Origin of the sequence: Vibrio sp. nBUS_14 (genome assembly GCF_051201655.1) — a bacterium.
GTDB lineage: Bacteria > Pseudomonadota > Gammaproteobacteria > Enterobacterales > Vibrionaceae > Vibrio.
In genome coordinates this window covers 1126025-1142567 of sequence record NZ_CP179206.1, presented here as the reverse complement: position 1 = coordinate 1142567, position 16543 = coordinate 1126025, and the positions used below count along the sequence as shown (strand labels likewise).

Annotated in this window: 13 protein-coding genes and 2 pseudogenes; 4 read left to right on the top strand and 11 right to left on the bottom strand. The window is 44.0% G+C overall.

Features of this window, described 5'->3' with window-relative positions; translation table 11 throughout:
- Positions 1–30: 30 nt before the first annotated feature.
- The gene (locus ACMAZD_RS05280; protein ID WP_435248812.1) at positions 31–630 is read right to left on the bottom strand and encodes a tRNA-uridine aminocarboxypropyltransferase; all 600 of its coding nucleotides are present in this window, start codon (positions 628–630) and stop codon (positions 31–33) included.
- Positions 631–639: 9 nt separating this feature from the next.
- Here ACMAZD_RS05280 and rrtA point away from each other — a divergent pair, with 9 nt between their 5' ends.
- The gene (gene rrtA, locus ACMAZD_RS05275; RefSeq protein WP_435248811.1) at positions 640–1182 is read left to right on the top strand and encodes a rhombosortase; all 543 of its coding nucleotides are present in this window, start codon (positions 640–642) and stop codon (positions 1180–1182) included.
- Here rrtA and ACMAZD_RS05270 read toward each other — a convergent pair.
- The 8 genes and pseudogenes from ACMAZD_RS05270 to ACMAZD_RS05235 all read right to left on the bottom strand — a co-directional run.
- Positions 1179–1478, bottom strand: a pseudogene (locus ACMAZD_RS05270) (ComEA family DNA-binding protein). The gene rrtA and the pseudogene ACMAZD_RS05270 overlap by 4 nt on opposite strands.
- 225 nt (positions 1479–1703) lie before the next feature.
- Positions 1704–3569 (bottom strand): peptidylprolyl isomerase, encoded by a 1866-nt coding sequence (gene ppiD / locus ACMAZD_RS05265; protein ID WP_435248810.1) that lies wholly within the window; start codon positions 3567–3569, stop codon positions 1704–1706.
- A gap of 220 nt (positions 3570–3789) precedes the next feature.
- Positions 3790–4062, bottom strand: coding sequence for an HU family DNA-binding protein (locus ACMAZD_RS05260; RefSeq protein ID WP_004736083.1), 273 nt, complete (start codon positions 4060–4062; stop codon positions 3790–3792).
- Between the two features lie 192 nt (positions 4063–4254).
- On the bottom strand, positions 4255–6606 hold the full coding sequence (gene lon / locus ACMAZD_RS05255) for an endopeptidase La (RefSeq protein ID WP_435248809.1): 2352 nt from the start codon (positions 6604–6606) through the stop codon (positions 4255–4257).
- Between the two features lie 132 nt (positions 6607–6738).
- The gene (gene clpX, locus ACMAZD_RS05250) at positions 6739–8019 is read right to left on the bottom strand and encodes an ATP-dependent protease ATP-binding subunit ClpX (RefSeq protein WP_435248808.1); all 1281 of its coding nucleotides are present in this window, start codon (positions 8017–8019) and stop codon (positions 6739–6741) included.
- An 81-nt stretch (positions 8020–8100) separates the two neighbouring features.
- On the bottom strand, positions 8101–8727 hold the full coding sequence (gene clpP, locus ACMAZD_RS05245) for an ATP-dependent Clp endopeptidase proteolytic subunit ClpP (RefSeq protein WP_004736080.1): 627 nt from the start codon (positions 8725–8727) through the stop codon (positions 8101–8103).
- A gap of 105 nt (positions 8728–8832) precedes the next feature.
- The gene (gene tig / locus ACMAZD_RS05240) at positions 8833–10131 is read right to left on the bottom strand and encodes a trigger factor (protein WP_435248807.1); all 1299 of its coding nucleotides are present in this window, start codon (positions 10129–10131) and stop codon (positions 8833–8835) included.
- A 293-nt stretch (positions 10132–10424) separates the two neighbouring features.
- Positions 10425–10607: pseudogene (locus ACMAZD_RS05235) on the bottom strand (hypothetical protein); the annotation flags it as partial.
- 160 nt (positions 10608–10767) lie between these two features.
- Here ACMAZD_RS05235 and ACMAZD_RS05230 point away from each other — a divergent pair.
- The 3 genes from ACMAZD_RS05230 to ACMAZD_RS05220 all read left to right on the top strand — a co-directional run bounded on the left by ACMAZD_RS05230 (position 10768) and on the right by ACMAZD_RS05220 (position 14304).
- Positions 10768–12576 carry a sensor histidine kinase gene (locus tag ACMAZD_RS05230; protein ID WP_435248806.1) on the top strand — a complete coding sequence of 603 codons (1809 nt, stop codon included), beginning with the start codon at positions 10768–10770 and terminating at the stop codon, positions 12574–12576.
- 60 nt (positions 12577–12636) lie between these two features.
- A complete protein-coding gene (locus ACMAZD_RS05225; protein WP_102350265.1) occupies positions 12637–13983 on the top strand; it encodes a sigma-54-dependent transcriptional regulator in 1347 nt (448 codons plus the stop codon).
- Positions 13984–14121: 138 nt separating this feature from the next.
- Positions 14122–14304, top strand: a complete 183-nt coding sequence (locus ACMAZD_RS05220; protein WP_435248805.1) for a hypothetical protein — start codon at positions 14122–14124, stop codon at positions 14302–14304.
- A 74-nt stretch (positions 14305–14378) separates the two neighbouring features.
- On the opposite strand, the gene ACMAZD_RS05215 is transcribed toward ACMAZD_RS05220, so the two are convergent.
- Both ACMAZD_RS05215 and ACMAZD_RS05210 read right to left on the bottom strand, forming a co-directional pair.
- Positions 14379–15740, bottom strand: a complete 1362-nt coding sequence (locus tag ACMAZD_RS05215) for a TRAP transporter large permease (protein ID WP_435248804.1) — start codon at positions 15738–15740, stop codon at positions 14379–14381.
- Between the two features lie 2 nt (positions 15741–15742).
- Positions 15743–16498 (bottom strand): TRAP transporter small permease, encoded by a 756-nt coding sequence (locus ACMAZD_RS05210; protein WP_198593008.1) that lies wholly within the window; start codon positions 16496–16498, stop codon positions 15743–15745.
- Between the last annotated feature and the right edge of the window lie 45 nt (positions 16499–16543).

Sequence of the window (16543 nt, the reverse complement as noted above, 5' to 3'; positions counted from 1 at the left end):
TCTGACTCGTGCTAGTGAAACGGCTTAATCTTAATCTAAGTAGTTTTTCTCAAACACGCCCGGCGGCATTTGATTGATTTGAAACTGGATCATCTGGTCAAATACGGTTAGCAAAGGGCTAAAGTCTCGGTCATTTTCTAACAAGCTAAGTAGATGATACCCCGCTTCGACAGTTGAAAGGCTGTTTTCACTAGGTGCTTTGCGAATTCGGTAATTACCCTTAAGATCTTTCGGCAAGTGAATCGTATTCAACGCATGCAAGTTACTCGATACTTGCCACATCTTGAATGCCTTCTTCCACGTGCCATCCAATAAAATTACACGCAGCTTCTTATTAGGACATGTCGCAGACTCAACTGAAACAGAGTTTTCGCTTGGATATAAAATCACATGTTGATACTGTTCATCGGCCAGCAATGCGTTCAATTGTTCGTTGTCTGAAAAGTCTTCACCGACAAACGTCACGCTGTTATTTAGAGATAACGAGAGAATGCGCGCAGTTCCCATCGGACGATGCGCTTCTGATGGGTGCTGAAGAATGATAAGCTCAACGTTCGATTCTAGTGGCGTAACCCACTGACATATACAAGCTTTCAAAGCCTTGCTGCATTGGCGGCAATAACGAGACATGGATTTAATGTGTACCCTGTTTTAATTTTCACTTCACTTTTATGCGTCTTATTCCAACTTGAGCCAATACAAGCTTGGGTCGTTTGGGATAGCAATGCGATTACCGATGGACAATGGTGGCGAATCCTAACAGGAAACTTTTCACATACCAACTACTCGCACCTTCTGATGAATCTAGCAGGCTTATGGATCATCTGTTATCTGTTTCAACCCACACGAAAACAACTTATCTCTGCGTTAGCTCTGAACAGTTTAGTCACAGGATTGGCTCTGTTACTTTCAAGCATTCAGGTTTATGTAGGCTTATCGGGAACACTGCATGGTTTGTTTGGTTTATTCGCTCTCAGAGAGGCGTTAAACGGCAGGAATTCTAGTTGGCTGTTGGTGGTAGGATTAATCGCTAAGATAGCTTGGGAGCAGCTTGTTGGCCCTTCTAGCACGACTGGCGAGCTGATTAATGCTCGTGTCGCCATTGAAGCCCACCTAGCAGGTGCACTGGCAGGCGGCTCCATGGCTATCATTTCCTCTTTAATGAGTAGAAAAGCGAACTAAAGCTGGATTCTTTCGCGATTCTTTTCAACCGTTGCTTCACCTATCCCTTTCACACTCACCAAATCATCAGCAGTCGTAAACGCACCGTTTTTATCTCTGTAATCGACGATCTCTTGGGCTTTCTTGTCCCCTACACCAACTAATAGCGCTGAGAGTTCTTCTGCCGTCGCGGTATTGATGTTTACCGTAATCTAAATGCCATCGTATAGCTCAGCTTTAGTTGGACTATCAGCAAACACTGCAGAGCTCAGGGTAATAAGAAATGAAAGAAGTAGTATTGAATGTATCGTGCGCATAAATCGTTCCTTTGTTAAAAAAACATAACTTAAGCATTTGCCGCACTAGTTAACACAATCACCAGATAAAAATAAAGCGGGTCACCTAAGTGACCCGCTTCGTTATACATCTTATTTTCATAAGCTTGTTTGTTGGCTCACAAATCTGAATAGGAGCTTAACAACCATATGTTGATTCTCAGTAGTAAACTCTAACTTGAGCTTGTTACTGAGGTAATCAAACGCTTACTGACCTTGACCCACTACATAGTATTCAACGTCTGCGTTTTTACGTAGTACGTTTAGTACGTTAGTTAGATCTTGTTGGTTACCAACACGCTCTAACTGAGCTCCAATTTGAGTGCTGTAAGCTGGGTTGATTTCAGCCGTCACTTTAGAAAGCTCAACAACTACGATGTTACCGTCTTGGTCTTTAGATTGACCAAATACCGCTTGGCCTTCTTCTGGTTTCGATAGTGCGAACACAGAAGCTGCAAGTGGAGAGGTACGGTCAATCGTTTCAAGTTCAGTAAACTCAAGGTTGTTGTCTGAAAGTACCGCTTCGTTACCTTGCTTAAGTTCGTTAACAAGAGATACACCAAGCTCAACCGCTTGTTGCTCTGCTTGTACCGCAGACAATGCAGCGACAACTTGATCTTTCACTTCAGCTAGAGGAAGAATTGTTTCGTCACGAGTCTCTTCTACACGAACAACAATCACGTGCTCAGGTGCAACTTCGATAACTTCAGAGTTCAGACCGTCTTCTTTCACTTCAGGGCTCAAGATAGCTTGCATTACAGCAGGCGTCATCAGAACTTCTGGAGCATCAGCTTGAGAGATAAAATCAGTCGTTTTGATCTTCGCATTGATAGCTTCAGCAGAATCGTCTAGAGAATCTGGGAATTCAAACGCTACTTTTTCAAGTTCAGTTTGTTGCTCGTAGAACTGGTCAACTGCGTGTTGGTCTAGAAGCTCGGTCTTAATCTCTGCCGCTACTTCAGTGTAAGGCTGAACTTGAGAGGCTTTTAGTTCGTCTAGCTTGATGATGTGGTAGCCGAAATCAGATTTAACTAAGCCAGTAGTATCGCCAATATTCTCAAGAGCAAAAGCCGCGTCTTCGAATGCTGGGTCCATAACATCACGTTCAATCCAGCCTAGGTCACCGCCAACGTCTGCACTACCGAAGTCGTCAGATTTCTCTTCAGCTAGCGTAGCAAAATCAGCGCCTGCATTTAGCTCGTCTAAGACAGACTGAGCTTTCGCTTCGTCATCGCCTTGAACTAGGATATGGCTAACTTTACGTTGCTCTTCAGTTGAGTACTTATCTAAATGCTCTTGGTAGTACTTCTGAGCTTCTTCATCGCTAACTTCAAGCTGGGACTTAAGTGCTTCAGCAGAAAGCTCGATGTAAGACACCTTACCTTGCTCTGGCCGAGTGTAAGCTGAAGGGTTCTCAGTGTAGTACTGTTCGATCTGTTCGTCAGTTAACTCGATGTCTTTTGCTAGGTCAGCAACAGAAAGAGTCACAGTACGAATGTCACGAGTTTGAGCAATAAGCTTGCTTTGCGTATCGATCTCACCTTGAAGAACGAACTCGCTGCCTTGTAGGGCAGTAACAAGCTGGTTGCGCATGAGATCACGACGCATGTATTCAGCGAAGCTTTCTGCACTAAAACCTGCACGACGTAATGCCGATTGATAAACTTCTTGGTCGAATTGACCAGCCGTTTGAAATTGAGGCATTTCTAGAATCATGGTACGGATTTGAGTGTCGCTGATTCGTAGGCCTAGAGACTCAGCTTGCTGCTCAAGTAGAACGTCATTGATCATGCGATCAAGAACTGATTTACGGAAAGACTCTACGTATGCAGGGTCTGCAAGCATTTGAGCAAAGTAATCGCCTAGTTGAGACTGCATGCGATTACGTTCGTTTTGGTAAGCCTGTTCGAACTCACCACGAGCGATTTCTGTATTGCCAACTTTAGCTGCTGCGTTGTTACCGCCACCGGTGATGTAGCTGCCTACACCTGCGAATACGAATGACAGGATAATCAACCCAAGGATAATTTTTACCGCGATGCTATTCACGCCTTCGCGTAATCGATCCATCATAATTTAAGTGCTCTCCGGATATGAAGCATTGGCTTCAAAATAAAAATCTATTCATGCGATATTATCAGAAAAAGAAATGCGCATCAGTAGGATGCGCATAATTTAAATAAGTTCAATGTGCTTTGCACACATACTGTCTAAGAATGAAACATCATTTTTCAAACAGTAAACGCATATTACTGCCTTCCCCTCGCAAAATTCGAGGTTTCAGCAACAAAAATTAGTTACATGCGTCTTTAAGTGCTTTACCCGCTTTGAAGCCTGGTACTTTAGCTTCTGCGATTTGGATCTCTTCACCAGTTTTTGGGTTACGACCTGTACGAGCAGCACGAGTACGAACACTGAAAGTACCAAAGCCTACAAGTGCCACTTGATCACCTGATTGTAGCGTTGTGCCAACTGCTTCGATGAAAGCGTCTAAAGCGCGGCCAGCTGAAGCTTTAGAGATGTCTGCGTTTTCTGCGATTGATTCTACTAGTTGTGTTTTATTCACTGTTTTTCCCCTATGTGTCATCTGTGACTACTTCTCGATGACTGTACGTTCCATTTTGGTTTTAATTTAGCCGCAAGCCTTATTACAAAAGGGGTTGCCGCTTTAGTGGAATAACTTAGCGTCCAAAAAAAACGCTGACAAGCCTTTTCGGGCCTATCAGCGTAATTCTTTACTAGTTTTTGCTACGCATCACTATTTTTTCACGTCAAACTCGACCCCTGACGGATCTCGTTCTAGCGCGACTTTAAGTACTTCATCAATCCATTGGACTGGGATCACTTGTAAGTCAGCAATAACATTGTCTGGAATCTCTTCCAAATCACGCTCATTGTCTTTTGGAATTAAGACAGTTTTAATGCCACCACGGTGTGCAGCAAGCAGTTTTTCTTTCAAGCCACCGATAGGTAAAACTTCACCACGTAGGGTAATTTCACCTGTCATACCCACTTCAGCTTTCACAGGGTTACCCGTTAAGCTAGAAACAAGTGCAGTACACATTGCGATACCCGCGCTTGGGCCATCTTTTGGTGTTGCACCTTCTGGTACGTGAACGTGAATATCACGCTTCTCGTAGAAATCTGAATTAATACCCAGATTTTCCGCACGAGAACGAACCACAGTCATCGCAGCCTGAATCGACTCTTTCATCACGTCACCAAGAGAACCGGTTTGCGTTAGCTTACCTTTTCCTGGCATTGATTCAGTTTCGATAGTCAGTAGGTCGCCGCCAACTTGAGTCCACGCTAAACCAGTCACTTGACCGATACGGTTACTCTCATCCGCCTTGCCGAAGTCATGACGTTGAACACCCAAGTACTCTTTCAGGTTATCAATGTTAACCGTTACGGACTTAAGGCTGCTGTCTAGCAGAATATTCTTAACTGCTTTACGACAGATCTTAGATATTTCACGTTCTAGATTACGCACGCCCGCTTCACGAGTGTAATAACGAATGATGCCGACGATTGCTGAATCTTCGATATTAATCTCGTGAGGCTTAAGACCGTTACGTTGAACTTGTTTGTCCAGTAAGTGGCTCTTAGCAATGTTGAGCTTTTCATCCTCTGTGTAACCCGACAGGCGAATCACTTCCATACGGTCCAGTAGCGGGCCAGGAATGTCCATTGAGTTAGATGTTGCAACAAACATCACATCTGACAGATCGTAATCGACTTCTAAGTAGTGATCGTTGAATGCAACGTTTTGCTCTGGATCGAGCACTTCTAGAAGCGCTGAAGATGGATCGCCACGCATATCAGACGACATCTTATCGATCTCATCTAATAGGAACAGTGGGTTCTTAACACCAACTTTAGACATCTTCTGGATCAGTTTACCCGGAAGTGAACCGATGTAAGTACGACGGTGGCCGCGGATTTCCGCTTCGTCACGTACGCCACCTAGAGCCATACGAGTGTACTTACGGCCCGTTGCAGCGGCAATCGAGCGACCCAGAGAGGTTTTACCTACGCCAGGAGGACCAACAAGACAAAGGATTGGACCTTTTAGCTTGTTAATTCGGTTTTGTACTGCCAAGTATTCAAGGATACGTTCTTTAACACGCTTTAAGCCGTAGTGGTCTTCATTCAAAACCTCTTCCGCTTTCGCTAAATTCTTCTTAACTTTTGAACGCTTAGCCCAAGGAACACCAACCATCCAATCGATGTAGCTACGTACTACTGTTGCTTCAGCAGACATTGGCGACATCATTTTCAGTTTTTGCAGTTCTTGCTCGGTTTTTTCACGAGCTTCTTGAGGCATTTTTGAGTCTTCGATCTTCTTCTTCAGAGTCTCGAATTCATCCGGTGCGTCATCCATCTCGCCCAGTTCTTTCTGAATCGCTTTCATTTGCTCATTCAGGTAGTACTCGCGCTGAGATTTCTCCATCTGCTTCTTCACGCGGCCACGAATGCGTTTTTCAACTTGCAGGATGTCAATTTCTGACTCCATTTGGCCCATTAAGAATTCCAGACGTTCAGTCACATCTGCAATTTCTAGAACGTGCTGCTTATCTACCAACTTAAGTGGCATGTGCGCTGCAATCGTATCGGCTAGGCGTGCAGCCTCATCAATACCATTCAGAGACGTTAGAACTTCTGGTGGGATTTTTTTGTTTAGCTTAATAAAGCCTTCGAATTGATTGATCGCGCTGCGAACAACCACTTCTTGTTCTTTTTCGTCAAGTTCTGAGGTTACAACGTATTCGGCATCTGCTAGGAAAAATTCACTTTCTTTAAATTGGTGAATTTTTGCACGCTGCTGACCTTCAACAAGCACTTTTACAGTACCGTCAGGGAGCTTAAGTAACTGAAGAATGGTAGCAACGGTACCTACATTAAATAGGTCTTCGATTGAAGGCTCATCAGTGTCCGCTTCTTTCTGCGCTACAAGTAATACTTGTTTGTTAGCTTCCATTGCCGATTCAAGGCAAGTAATCGATTTTTCACGACCGACAAACAATGGAATAACCATGTGTGGGTAAACCACTACATCACGTAGAGGTAGCACGGGAATTTCGATACGCTCGGAACGTTCCAAGTTCATATATTTCTCTCTTCCGCTTTAACTTATAAAGCAGTATATGGGGCTTAAACGACTGGATTCAATGGAAGAATAAAAAAAAGGAGGTAATTGCTTACCTCCTTTTTCAATTTGAGTGACTTGTCTAAAAAAGACCTACTCTGCAACCGCTGCTTGATTTTCTGAGTTGCTATAAATCAATAGTGGTTCTGACTCACCATTAATTACCGACTCATCAATCACAACCTTGCTTACATCTGTCGAAGATGGCAGTTCGTACATTGTTTCTAGTAGAACACCCTCCAAGATAGAGCGCAGACCACGAGCACCCGTTTTACGTTCCATTGCTTTCTTAGCAATAGCACGCAGAGCATCTTCGCGGAATTCCAATTCAGTATCTTCGATTTCAAATAATGCTGCATACTGCTTAGTAAGCGCATTCTTTGGTTCACAAAGAATTTGAACTAGAGCTTCTTCGTCAAGTTCTGTCAATGTCGTTGTCACGGGTAGACGACCAATGAATTCCGGAATTAGACCGTACTTCACGAGATCTTCAGGTTCAACTTGAGTGAACAATTCACCTACAGTTTTAGCTTCATCTTTTGAACGCACTTCTGCGCCAAAACCAATGCTCGAACCTTTTTCTACACGTTGTTCAATCACTTTATCTAGGCCAGAGAATGCTCCGCCACAAATAAATAAGATCTTAGACGTGTCCACTTGCAAGAACTCTTGCTGTGGATGCTTACGACCACCTTGAGGTGGAACTGAAGCAACTGTACCTTCAACAAGTTTTAGTAGAGCTTGCTGTACACCTTCGCCAGACACGTCACGCGTGATTGATGGGTTTTCAGCTTTACGAGAAATCTTGTCGATTTCATCGATGTAAACAATACCGCGTTCCGCTTTCGCTACGTCGTAATCACATTTCTGAAGCAACTTCTGGATGATGTTTTCAACATCTTCGCCCACGTAACCCGCTTCGGTTAGTGTTGTTGCATCTGCCATAGTGAAAGGAACGTCTAGGAAACGAGCCAATGTTTCAGCAAGTAGTGTTTTACCACTACCAGTAGGACCGATAAGAAGAATGTTACTCTTACCTAGCTCTACACCTTCAGCTGTCGTATCACCATTACGTAAACGCTTGTAGTGGTTGTAAACTGCAACTGCTAGCACTTTTTTCGCGTATTCTTGACCGATTACATAGTCGTCAAGATGCTCACGAATCTCACGCGGCGTTGGCAGCGATTCAGATTCTTTCTTAGGAAGAACATCTTTAATTTCTTCACGAATAATGTCGTTACAAAGATCGACACATTCATCACAAATGTAAACAGAAGGACCTGCGATTAACTTACGAACTTCGTGTTGGCTTTTGCCACAGAAAGAGCAGTAAAGCAGTTTACCGCTACCACCCTCTTTGCTTTTATCTGTCATTCGCTAACCTCTTAGCCTTAACTCTCTATGCTTGAGTGTATATCAATTTGAATCACTTTGCGTTAAACAATTGCCCTGCAATTATTGACCGCGGTGATTAAGAACTGAATCCACCAAGCCGTACTCTACTGCTTGATCAGCAGACATGAAGTTATCGCGATCTGTATCGCGTTCAACAACTTCTAAAGGCTGACCAGTGTGCTCTGCCAATAGTTTGTTTAGCTTTTGTTTGATCGTTAGGATCTCTTGCGCGTGAATTTGAATATCAGACGCTTGGCCTTGGAAGCCGCCAAGTGGCTGGTGAATCATTACACGTGAGTTTGGAAGCACGTGACGCTTACCAGGAGTACCACCCGCTAGTAAGAATGCACCCATAGAGCAAGCTTGACCCATACATACTGTGCTCACGTTTGGCTTGATGAACTGCATTGTGTCGTAGATAGACATGCCTGCTGTTACGCTACCGCCAGGTGAGTTGATGTAAAGATAGATATCCTTGTCTGGGTTTTCTGATTCCAAGAAAAGCAGTTGAGCCACGACAAGATTTGCCATGTGGTCTTCCACTTGACCTGTTAAGAAAATGATACGTTCTTTTAATAGACGAGAATAAATATCGTAAGAACGTTCACCACGGGAAGTTTGTTCAACCACCATAGGAACTAGTGCGTCCATAATCGATGGCATTGTGTTTTTTTCTTGGTAGCTCATATTCTTATGTCCCTAAAATAAATGGCCCGAATGATTAAATCATACGGACCATTGTTAGCAGAATTGTTGACCGTACGTCAACCTTCTACGTCAGATATTACTATATTAAGCAGGTTGCTGATTCATTAGCTCGTTGAAGCTAACTTCTTTATCAGCAACTTGAGCTTTAGCGATAATTGCATCAATAGCTTGCTCTTCTAGAGCAACATTGCGCATGTTGTTCATCATTTGCTCGTTCTGCTCGTAGTAAGCAATTACTTCTGTTGGATCTTCGTATGCTGTAGCCATCTCTTCGATGATAGCTTTAACTTTCTCGTCGTCAGCTTTTAACTCTTCAGTCTTGATTACTTCACCAAGAAGAAGACCTACAACTACGCGACGTTTAGCTTGCTCTTCGAACAGCTCACGTGGAAGTTGGTCAGCAGCTTCAGTGTTGCCACCGAAACGTTGAGCAGCTTGTTGACGTAGAACACCAATCTCTTGATCGATTAGCGCAGAAGGTACGTCGATGTTGTTTTCGTTAACTAGACCGTCGATTGCTTGCTCTTTGATGCGATTCTTAACAGCTTGCTTAAGCTCACGCTCCATGTTTTTACGAACTTCAGCTTTAAGGCCTTCAACACCTTCAGATGCGCCGAACTTAGAAACGAATTCTTCGTTTAGTTCAGGAAGTTCACGTGCTTCAACTTTGTTGATCTTGATTGCGAACTTAGCAGCTTTACCTTTTAAGTTTTCTGCATGGTAATCTTCTGGGAAGTTTACTTCGATTTCAAATTCCATACCTGCTGTTTTACCAACGATACCGTCTTCAAAACCAGGAATCATGCGACCAGCACCCATCTCTAGTGGGAAGTTCTCAGCTTTGCCGCCTTCGAACTCTTCACCTTCGATGGAACCAACGAAGTCGATAGTTGCACGAGAACCAGCGTCAGCTGCAGTTTCAACTTCAGTCCAAGTCGCTTGTTGCTTACGTAGAGTTTCGATCATCTCTTCAACGTCAGCTTCTTTAACTTCTACTGCTGGTTTCTCAACAGTGATGTTTTCTAGACCTTTCAGCTCAACTTCTGGGTAAACTTCAAAAGTTGCGTTGAATACTAGGTCAGCGCCTTCGTTGTTTTCAACTGGTGCGAAAGTAGGTGCGCCAGCTGGGTTGATTTTCTCTTTAACGATCGCTTCGATGAAGTGACGTTGCATTACTTCGCCCATCACGTCTTGACGTACTGCTTGGCCGTACATTTTAGCAACCATCTTCATTGGCACTTTGCCTTTACGGAAACCATCGAAACGACGGTTTTTCGCGATGTTGCGTAGTTCAGCTGTAACTGCATCTTCGATGTTAGCAGCAGGAACAGTAATATTAAGACGGCGCTCTAGGCCTTCTAGCGTTTCAACAGTAACTTGCATTATATAAACCTCAAAACTGGCTCAGTAATCTGAGCATATGAGCCGTAACTTAGCTTTTATTCAAAGCCGACGTTGTTAGCTTCATTCTTGTGTAGTGCTCTATCCGAACACCTAATTTAAAATCGAGCATTGATATCTGAATTGATTATTCAACCAAACACCAGACTAATCAGCGATATCTTCGTTCTTCACACGTCGATTAAAACGCAATAAAGCTTGTTTTCAGAAACAAGAAAGGTATCTCCGATTAGCCTCAGGACAGAAATTTTAGACGCGACATTCTAGCGATCTGTTTAATCTCTGTCGAGCCGTTCACCTCTGGTTGGTGATGAATGCTCTAAATTCGTCCAACGAAATGATAAAAAAACGATCAAATCATCGCTTAGCACATCAGAAATGGGGACAATAGCGACTTTTTCAAGGGAATGGAGGGCTTTTTTTGCTAAAAACCTTAAAAAGAGATCTTGCTCTTGTTTTACACCTCAGAGTCGATAACTTTTTCAACAATCTCCATTACAAGGCCTTAACCTATTCTGATCTGCTAACTCTTAAATCTCCGTAAAAATAGCTATTATTTACGGTCTAACCCGAGAATGCAGGCTTGTTGATTTTGCCCAGATTTAGCGGAGATCCACCATGTTTCAAGCTTTAAGAGTGCCTGTTTTATTGTTGATCACTTATAGCTTGTTGATGATTGTCGGTGGCCACTGGGTATGGAACACCAGCCATCAAAGTTTGTTAAATGATCATCAATCCAAACTCGACCGCTTTTCGGTCCATATTTCAAGCCAACTCGACAAATTCGCGCACATTCCAGAATTATTATCAAAAGACAAAGAGTTGATTGATGCCCTGCATTCACCCAGTAACTCTGCGCAAATTGAACTCACGAATCGCTACCTAAGCCATGTAAATACTGTCATTCAAGCATCAGACACGTATTTACTCGACAGCATCGGCACCACGATTGCGGCCAGCAATTGGAATCAACAACGCTCTTTTGTTGGACGTAATTTTGCTTTTCGACCCTATTTCCAGCAGGCTATTCTTGGTCATGAAAACCAATATTTTGCGTTAGGTTCGACCTCAGAAAAGCGTGGTTACTATTACTCTTACCCTGTCTCACATGCCGCTGAAATTATTGGGGTTATCGTCGTAAAGATGGATCTATCTTTGATTGAAGCCAGTTGGAAAGGCAAGCAGAGTTTTTTTGTCGCTGACGATAAAGATCAGATTGTTTTTATGTCGAGTAATCCGGAATGGTTGTTCAAAAGCCTTAAGCCTTTGGACGAAGAACAACGTTCTCGCATTAAAGAAAGCCAACAATATCTAGATACCAACATCGAGAGTCTGCATTTTTCTGGCGATTTAGAAAGCGCCACCAGCAGCATTAAGTCGTCTCATCAATTGGTAAAGGAGCAGTTCTTTACCTCTTCACGCTTCTTATCCGACCCTAGATTGACCGTCAGGGTCTTTTCTCCAACCCACTTAGTCTGGTGGGATTTGATCGCCTACCTCGTTGTATTGAGCTTAGTGTTCGCCATCATTTATCTGGCGATACAACTCAATACGCATCGTCAACAAAGGCGCACGCAGATCGACAGATTGCAGTCTGAAGCGAACCAGAAACTTGAATTTCAAGTGCTCAAAAGAACCTCTGAGCTTCATATAGAGATCAAGCAACGTATCGAAACAGAGCGCGTGCTTAGACAAACTCAAGACGAACTCATACAAGCCGCAAAATTAGCCGTTCTGGGGCAGATGTCAGCGAGCATCAGTCATGAGCTTAATAACCCATTGGCGGCTATTCGCAGTTATGCAGACAATGGCCGACTTTTTCTCGTCAAAGAAAAGACCGACCGTGTTGATGACAACTTGTCGCGGATCTCAGCGCTCACCGATCGAATGGCTAAAATCAGTCACCAACTTCGCTCCTTTGCCAAGAAATCGACCGCAGAAGAGCTACACACGTTACAAATATTACCGGTTCTTCACTCCTCAAAAGAACTAATGAAACCTCAACTCAAGAGCGAGAGGGTTAAAATTAATGAGTTACCCGATACCTTTGATGTTCGCGTGGTCGCCAATGCTATCCAACTGGAACAAGTCGTCATTAACTTGCTGACCAATGCCATTCAAGCAATGGATCAGCAAAACGACAAGCAACTGTCTATCTTATCGGAGATACGACCACCAAGCGCAGACACAACGAGTACACTACTTATTCATATCGATGACAATGGTCCGGGGTTTTCTTCACCTTCAAACGGTGATTTTTTTGAACCTTTCCACACCACGAAGAAGAATGGGCTTGGGTTAGGGCTGTCGATTTCTCAACAAATAATCAGCGGAATCAACGGAAAGCTGTTAACCGGAGTCAGCCCACAAGGCGGCGCTCGATTTAGTATCGAGTTACCCATCGTTCCAACAAAAGAATCAGATTAGTCGCCAAGTAAACCATTACACGCTTACCAATATTAAGAATAAAAGATTAAAGGAATAACTATGTGTCACGTCTATTTCATTGATGATGAATACGATTTAAGAATGGCCATCGAGCAGAGTTTCGAACTCGCTGATATCGATGCTGAATTCTTTCCCGATGCAGAATCCGCTTTGCTCGCTATCCAAGCGGATGGCCTTCCCCATGTCATCATCACTGACATTTGCTTGCCGGGTATATCAGGGCATGATCTGCTCAAAACCTTGATGCACAAAGATAAAGAGCTCCCAGTCATCATGATCACTGGTCACGGTGACATCTCCATGGCAGTGCAAGCCATCCAAGACGGCGCCTATGATTTTATTGAGAAACCGTTCGCCAATGAACGCCTAATAGAGACGACCAAACGAGCAATTGAAAAACGTCAACTGACCCTCGAAAACCTCGAACTAAAACGCTCTCTCAAAGCGAGTCAAGCGCTTGGTCCGAGAATCATTGGTGATACACAATCTATGACTGAGCTGCGTTCTATCATCACTCATGTGGCAGACACTAAAGCTGACATTCTACTCTTTGGTGAAACTGGCACAGGCAAAGAGTTGGTCGCACGTTCACTGCATGAACAGAGCAGCCGACGAGAACAAAACTTTGTCGCCGTCAATTGCGGTGCGGTGCCTGAGAACCTGATTGAAAGCGAACTCTATGGACATGAGAAAGGCGCGTTCACTGGCGCAGAAAGCAAGCGAGTGGGTAAATTTGAATTTGCTCAAGGCGGGACACTATTCTTAGATGAAATTGAGTCCATGCCGATGCAGGCACAAATTCGCCTGTTGCGCGTCTTGCAAGAGCGTGTCATCGAAAGGGTTGGCTCAAACGGTTTAGTCCCTTTAGATATTCGGGTGATTGCGGCAACTAAAGTCGACCTTAAGAAAGCCGCTGAAGAAGGTACTTTCCGCCAAGATCTCTACTATCGCCTCAATGTCGTTACATTAGATTTACCACCACTAAGAAGCCGCCAAGAAGATATCCCAGCACTCTTCCACCACTTCTTACTGGTCGCTGCAGCGCGTTATGGCAAGACAGCCCCTGCCCTTCCACAAAAGGAACTGCACGCACTTTTAGCTCATGACTGGCCAGGGAATGTTCGTGAGCTACGTAACAGCGCTGAACGCTTCACCTTACTAGGGAAATTAGCTCAACTGGGGAATGGTGCGAACTCAGGCATCCACTCAGATGCCAGTATTAGCCTATCGGACCAAGTAACAGAGTTCGAAAAGGCCGTGATCGAGCGAGCGTTGATTGAGAATGAAGGGAGCATAAAATTAACCATGTCTCAATTAAATATCCCTAGAAAAACGCTTTACGACAAAATGCAGCGTTATCAAATCGACAAAGATAATTTTAAATAAAACAATAGATCTCGAAGTAAAAGGAACAAGCCACGAAACAAAGCGCAAACCGCAGCTTGATTTGAATGTACATCGAAACTGGCAGAAATAAGGTTCCTCTTCCATAATTCATATATCGACTTTAAGGATAATTTGCATATGAATAAAAAAACGATCATTCCTGTCATTGTAGATACGGTGCTGATTGATGACCATTATGAAGTAGAAAGAAGATCTGGACACGAGCGAAGAAATAAAAAAGTACGCTGGAAAGGCTATGACAGACGTTTAGGCGGTACAATAAGACGCGGGAAAAAGAAAGCGATAGATGAAAAAGTGTAACTCTTCATCTATCGCTGTTCTTTGTATTGATAATAGAACCGTTTGTTAGATTAACCGTGTAGGTAAACCGCCCACTACTTGGTTATTATCTCTGGTCCCATCAACGTAGTCGGTAACCATGTTGATACCCAAGGCACGTAAGTTACGATAATCAAGAATAAGAACATCACGCCAACCCATGGCAGTGCGGCTTTTACGACATTCATCATCGACATCTTCGCGACCCCTGCGGTCACAAACAAGTTGAGCCCCACAGGCGGGGTTATCATCCCTATCTCCATGTTCACCACCATCATGATACCAAGGTGGATTGGGTCGATACCCAGAGCAATTGCGATTGGGAATACTAGCGGGGCAACGATGATCAGCAAGCCTGACGGCTCCATGAATTGCCCGCCAATCAATAACAGGACGTTCACCACGATCAAGAAGGTAATCGGTCCTAAGCCTGCAGAAAGCATAGACTCTGTGATCATTTGAGGAATACGTTCTTCTGTTAGCACGTGTTTAAGAATCAAAGCATTAGCAATGATAAACAGCAACATGATAGTCAGCTTACCTGCATCATAAAGCGTGTCTTTGGTGTCTTTATGAACGAAGGTTTGAACGATTTTGACCAAGGCTGGTTTCTTGTTCTCTTTGTCGGCAAACGGCCCCATATCTTTGTAGATAAAGTTAGCAATGAAGAACGCATAAACCGCGGCAACTGCCGCTGCTTCTGTTGGAGTAAAGATGCCGCCGTAGATACCACCTAGAATGATAACAATCAGCAGCAAGCCCCAACTCGCATCTTTCGCTGCTGCGAACATCTCACCCCAGCCCACAAATGGCTGTGCCGGGATTTTCTTAATGCGCGCCGCAATGTAGATAGCAATCATCAACATCACACCCGCCAGCAGGCCAGGAATAACGCCACCTAGAAACATACGACCGACAGATACATCGGTTGCCGCTGCGTAAACCACCATAACGATTGACGGTGGAATCAAGATACCTAGTGTACCCGCGTTACAGATAACGCCTGCCGCGAACTCTTTTGAGTAGCCGTTTTTGATCATGCCCGCGATAACAATACTACCGATCGCTACTACCGTAGCCGGTGAAGAACCTGACAACGCAGCGAACATCATACATGCCACAACTGATGCCATCGCTAAACCGCCGCGGAACCAGCCCACCATCGCGATAGCAAAACGGATAATACGCTTTGCCACGCCCCCCGTAGACATGAAGCTAGAGGCCAAAATAAAGAATGGGATTGCTAATAATGTGTAATGGCCAGCAAAGGCGTTGAACAGCGTTTGTGCAACGGATGCCAGAGAAGCATCAGAGTGCATCAGCAAAAATAGAACGCTCGACAAACCCAAGGAAATCGCGATTGGTACACCAACCAACATGAACGCAATTATCATCAAAAATAGAAATAACATTGCCATGATTAGTCTTCCTTACCGTTAGGTTTTGTATTCGAGTCGCTCGTCTTATTTGACGTGTTCGAGTCCAATACCGCTATCGCGTCTTCATCAGAACCCGCTAACACGTCTGCTTTCAAGGCATCCAGCTCTTCTTCGGCTTCATGGCCTGCAATCATACGATCAAGCTTGCCAGTGACTACTTGGTAAGCAACTTGGGCAAAGCGGAACGTAAGCATTGCCATACCAATTGGCAACGCCATGTAAGGAATAAAACGTGGCAGTTTCTCGTATCGCTCACCTTCATTCAGCCAGTCGGCAAGAAATTGAAGCATTTCGGGCATTGGAATATCATCGGTCTCATACCATGCGCGATCGGTCGCGAACGGGTACCAGTAATTCCAAGAACCAATAAGAAGCAGGATTGAGAATGCTAGGCAGCTTGTAACCGCGATTAACGCATACACTTTACGTAGCTTTTCTGGGGCAAGGTTAATGATCACATCAACGCCAATGTGGAAGTGTTTTTTAACGCCATAAGATGCGCCCACTAACACCATCCAAGCGAACATGAACACCGTCAGTTCTAGTGCCCACAAGATATTGCCATTGAATACGTATCTGAATACTACATTGGCAAAAGTAAGTAGCGTCATTGCGCCAAGGAAAAATGCAATCAAAGACTCTTCAATCACATCAGTAACTTTTCCGACTTTAGAAAAAAATGAAGGCTCTAATACTACTTCGTTAGAATTGGGTTGTTCCATTCGAGGATTATCCATAATTGACTCCGCTTATAATTGTTTTAATGAGGAGTAGCGAACCAT

Coding starts and splice junctions, on each gene's coding strand:
- ACMAZD_RS05215 (WP_435248804.1), bottom strand. CDS start 15,740: ATGGCAATGTTATTTCTATTTTTGATGATAATTGCGTTCATGTTGGTT.
- clpX (WP_435248808.1), bottom strand. CDS start 8,019: ATGACAGATAAAAGCAAAGAGGGTGGTAGCGGTAAACTGCTTTACTGC.
- ACMAZD_RS05280 (WP_435248812.1), bottom strand. CDS start 630: ATGTCTCGTTATTGCCGCCAATGCAGCAAGGCTTTGAAAGCTTGTATA.
- tig (WP_435248807.1), bottom strand. CDS start 10,131: ATGCAAGTTACTGTTGAAACGCTAGAAGGCCTAGAGCGCCGTCTTAAT.
- ACMAZD_RS05230 (WP_435248806.1), top strand. CDS start 10,768: ATGTTTCAAGCTTTAAGAGTGCCTGTTTTATTGTTGATCACTTATAGC.
- ppiD (WP_435248810.1), bottom strand. CDS start 3,569: ATGATGGATCGATTACGCGAAGGCGTGAATAGCATCGCGGTAAAAATT.
- ACMAZD_RS05220 (WP_435248805.1), top strand. CDS start 14,122: ATGAATAAAAAAACGATCATTCCTGTCATTGTAGATACGGTGCTGATT.
- clpP (WP_004736080.1), bottom strand. CDS start 8,727: ATGAGCTACCAAGAAAAAAACACAATGCCATCGATTATGGACGCACTA.
- lon (WP_435248809.1), bottom strand. CDS start 6,606: ATGAACTTGGAACGTTCCGAGCGTATCGAAATTCCCGTGCTACCTCTA.
- ACMAZD_RS05225 (WP_102350265.1), top strand. CDS start 12,637: ATGTGTCACGTCTATTTCATTGATGATGAATACGATTTAAGAATGGCC.
- ACMAZD_RS05210 (WP_198593008.1), bottom strand. CDS start 16,498: ATGGATAATCCTCGAATGGAACAACCCAATTCTAACGAAGTAGTATTA.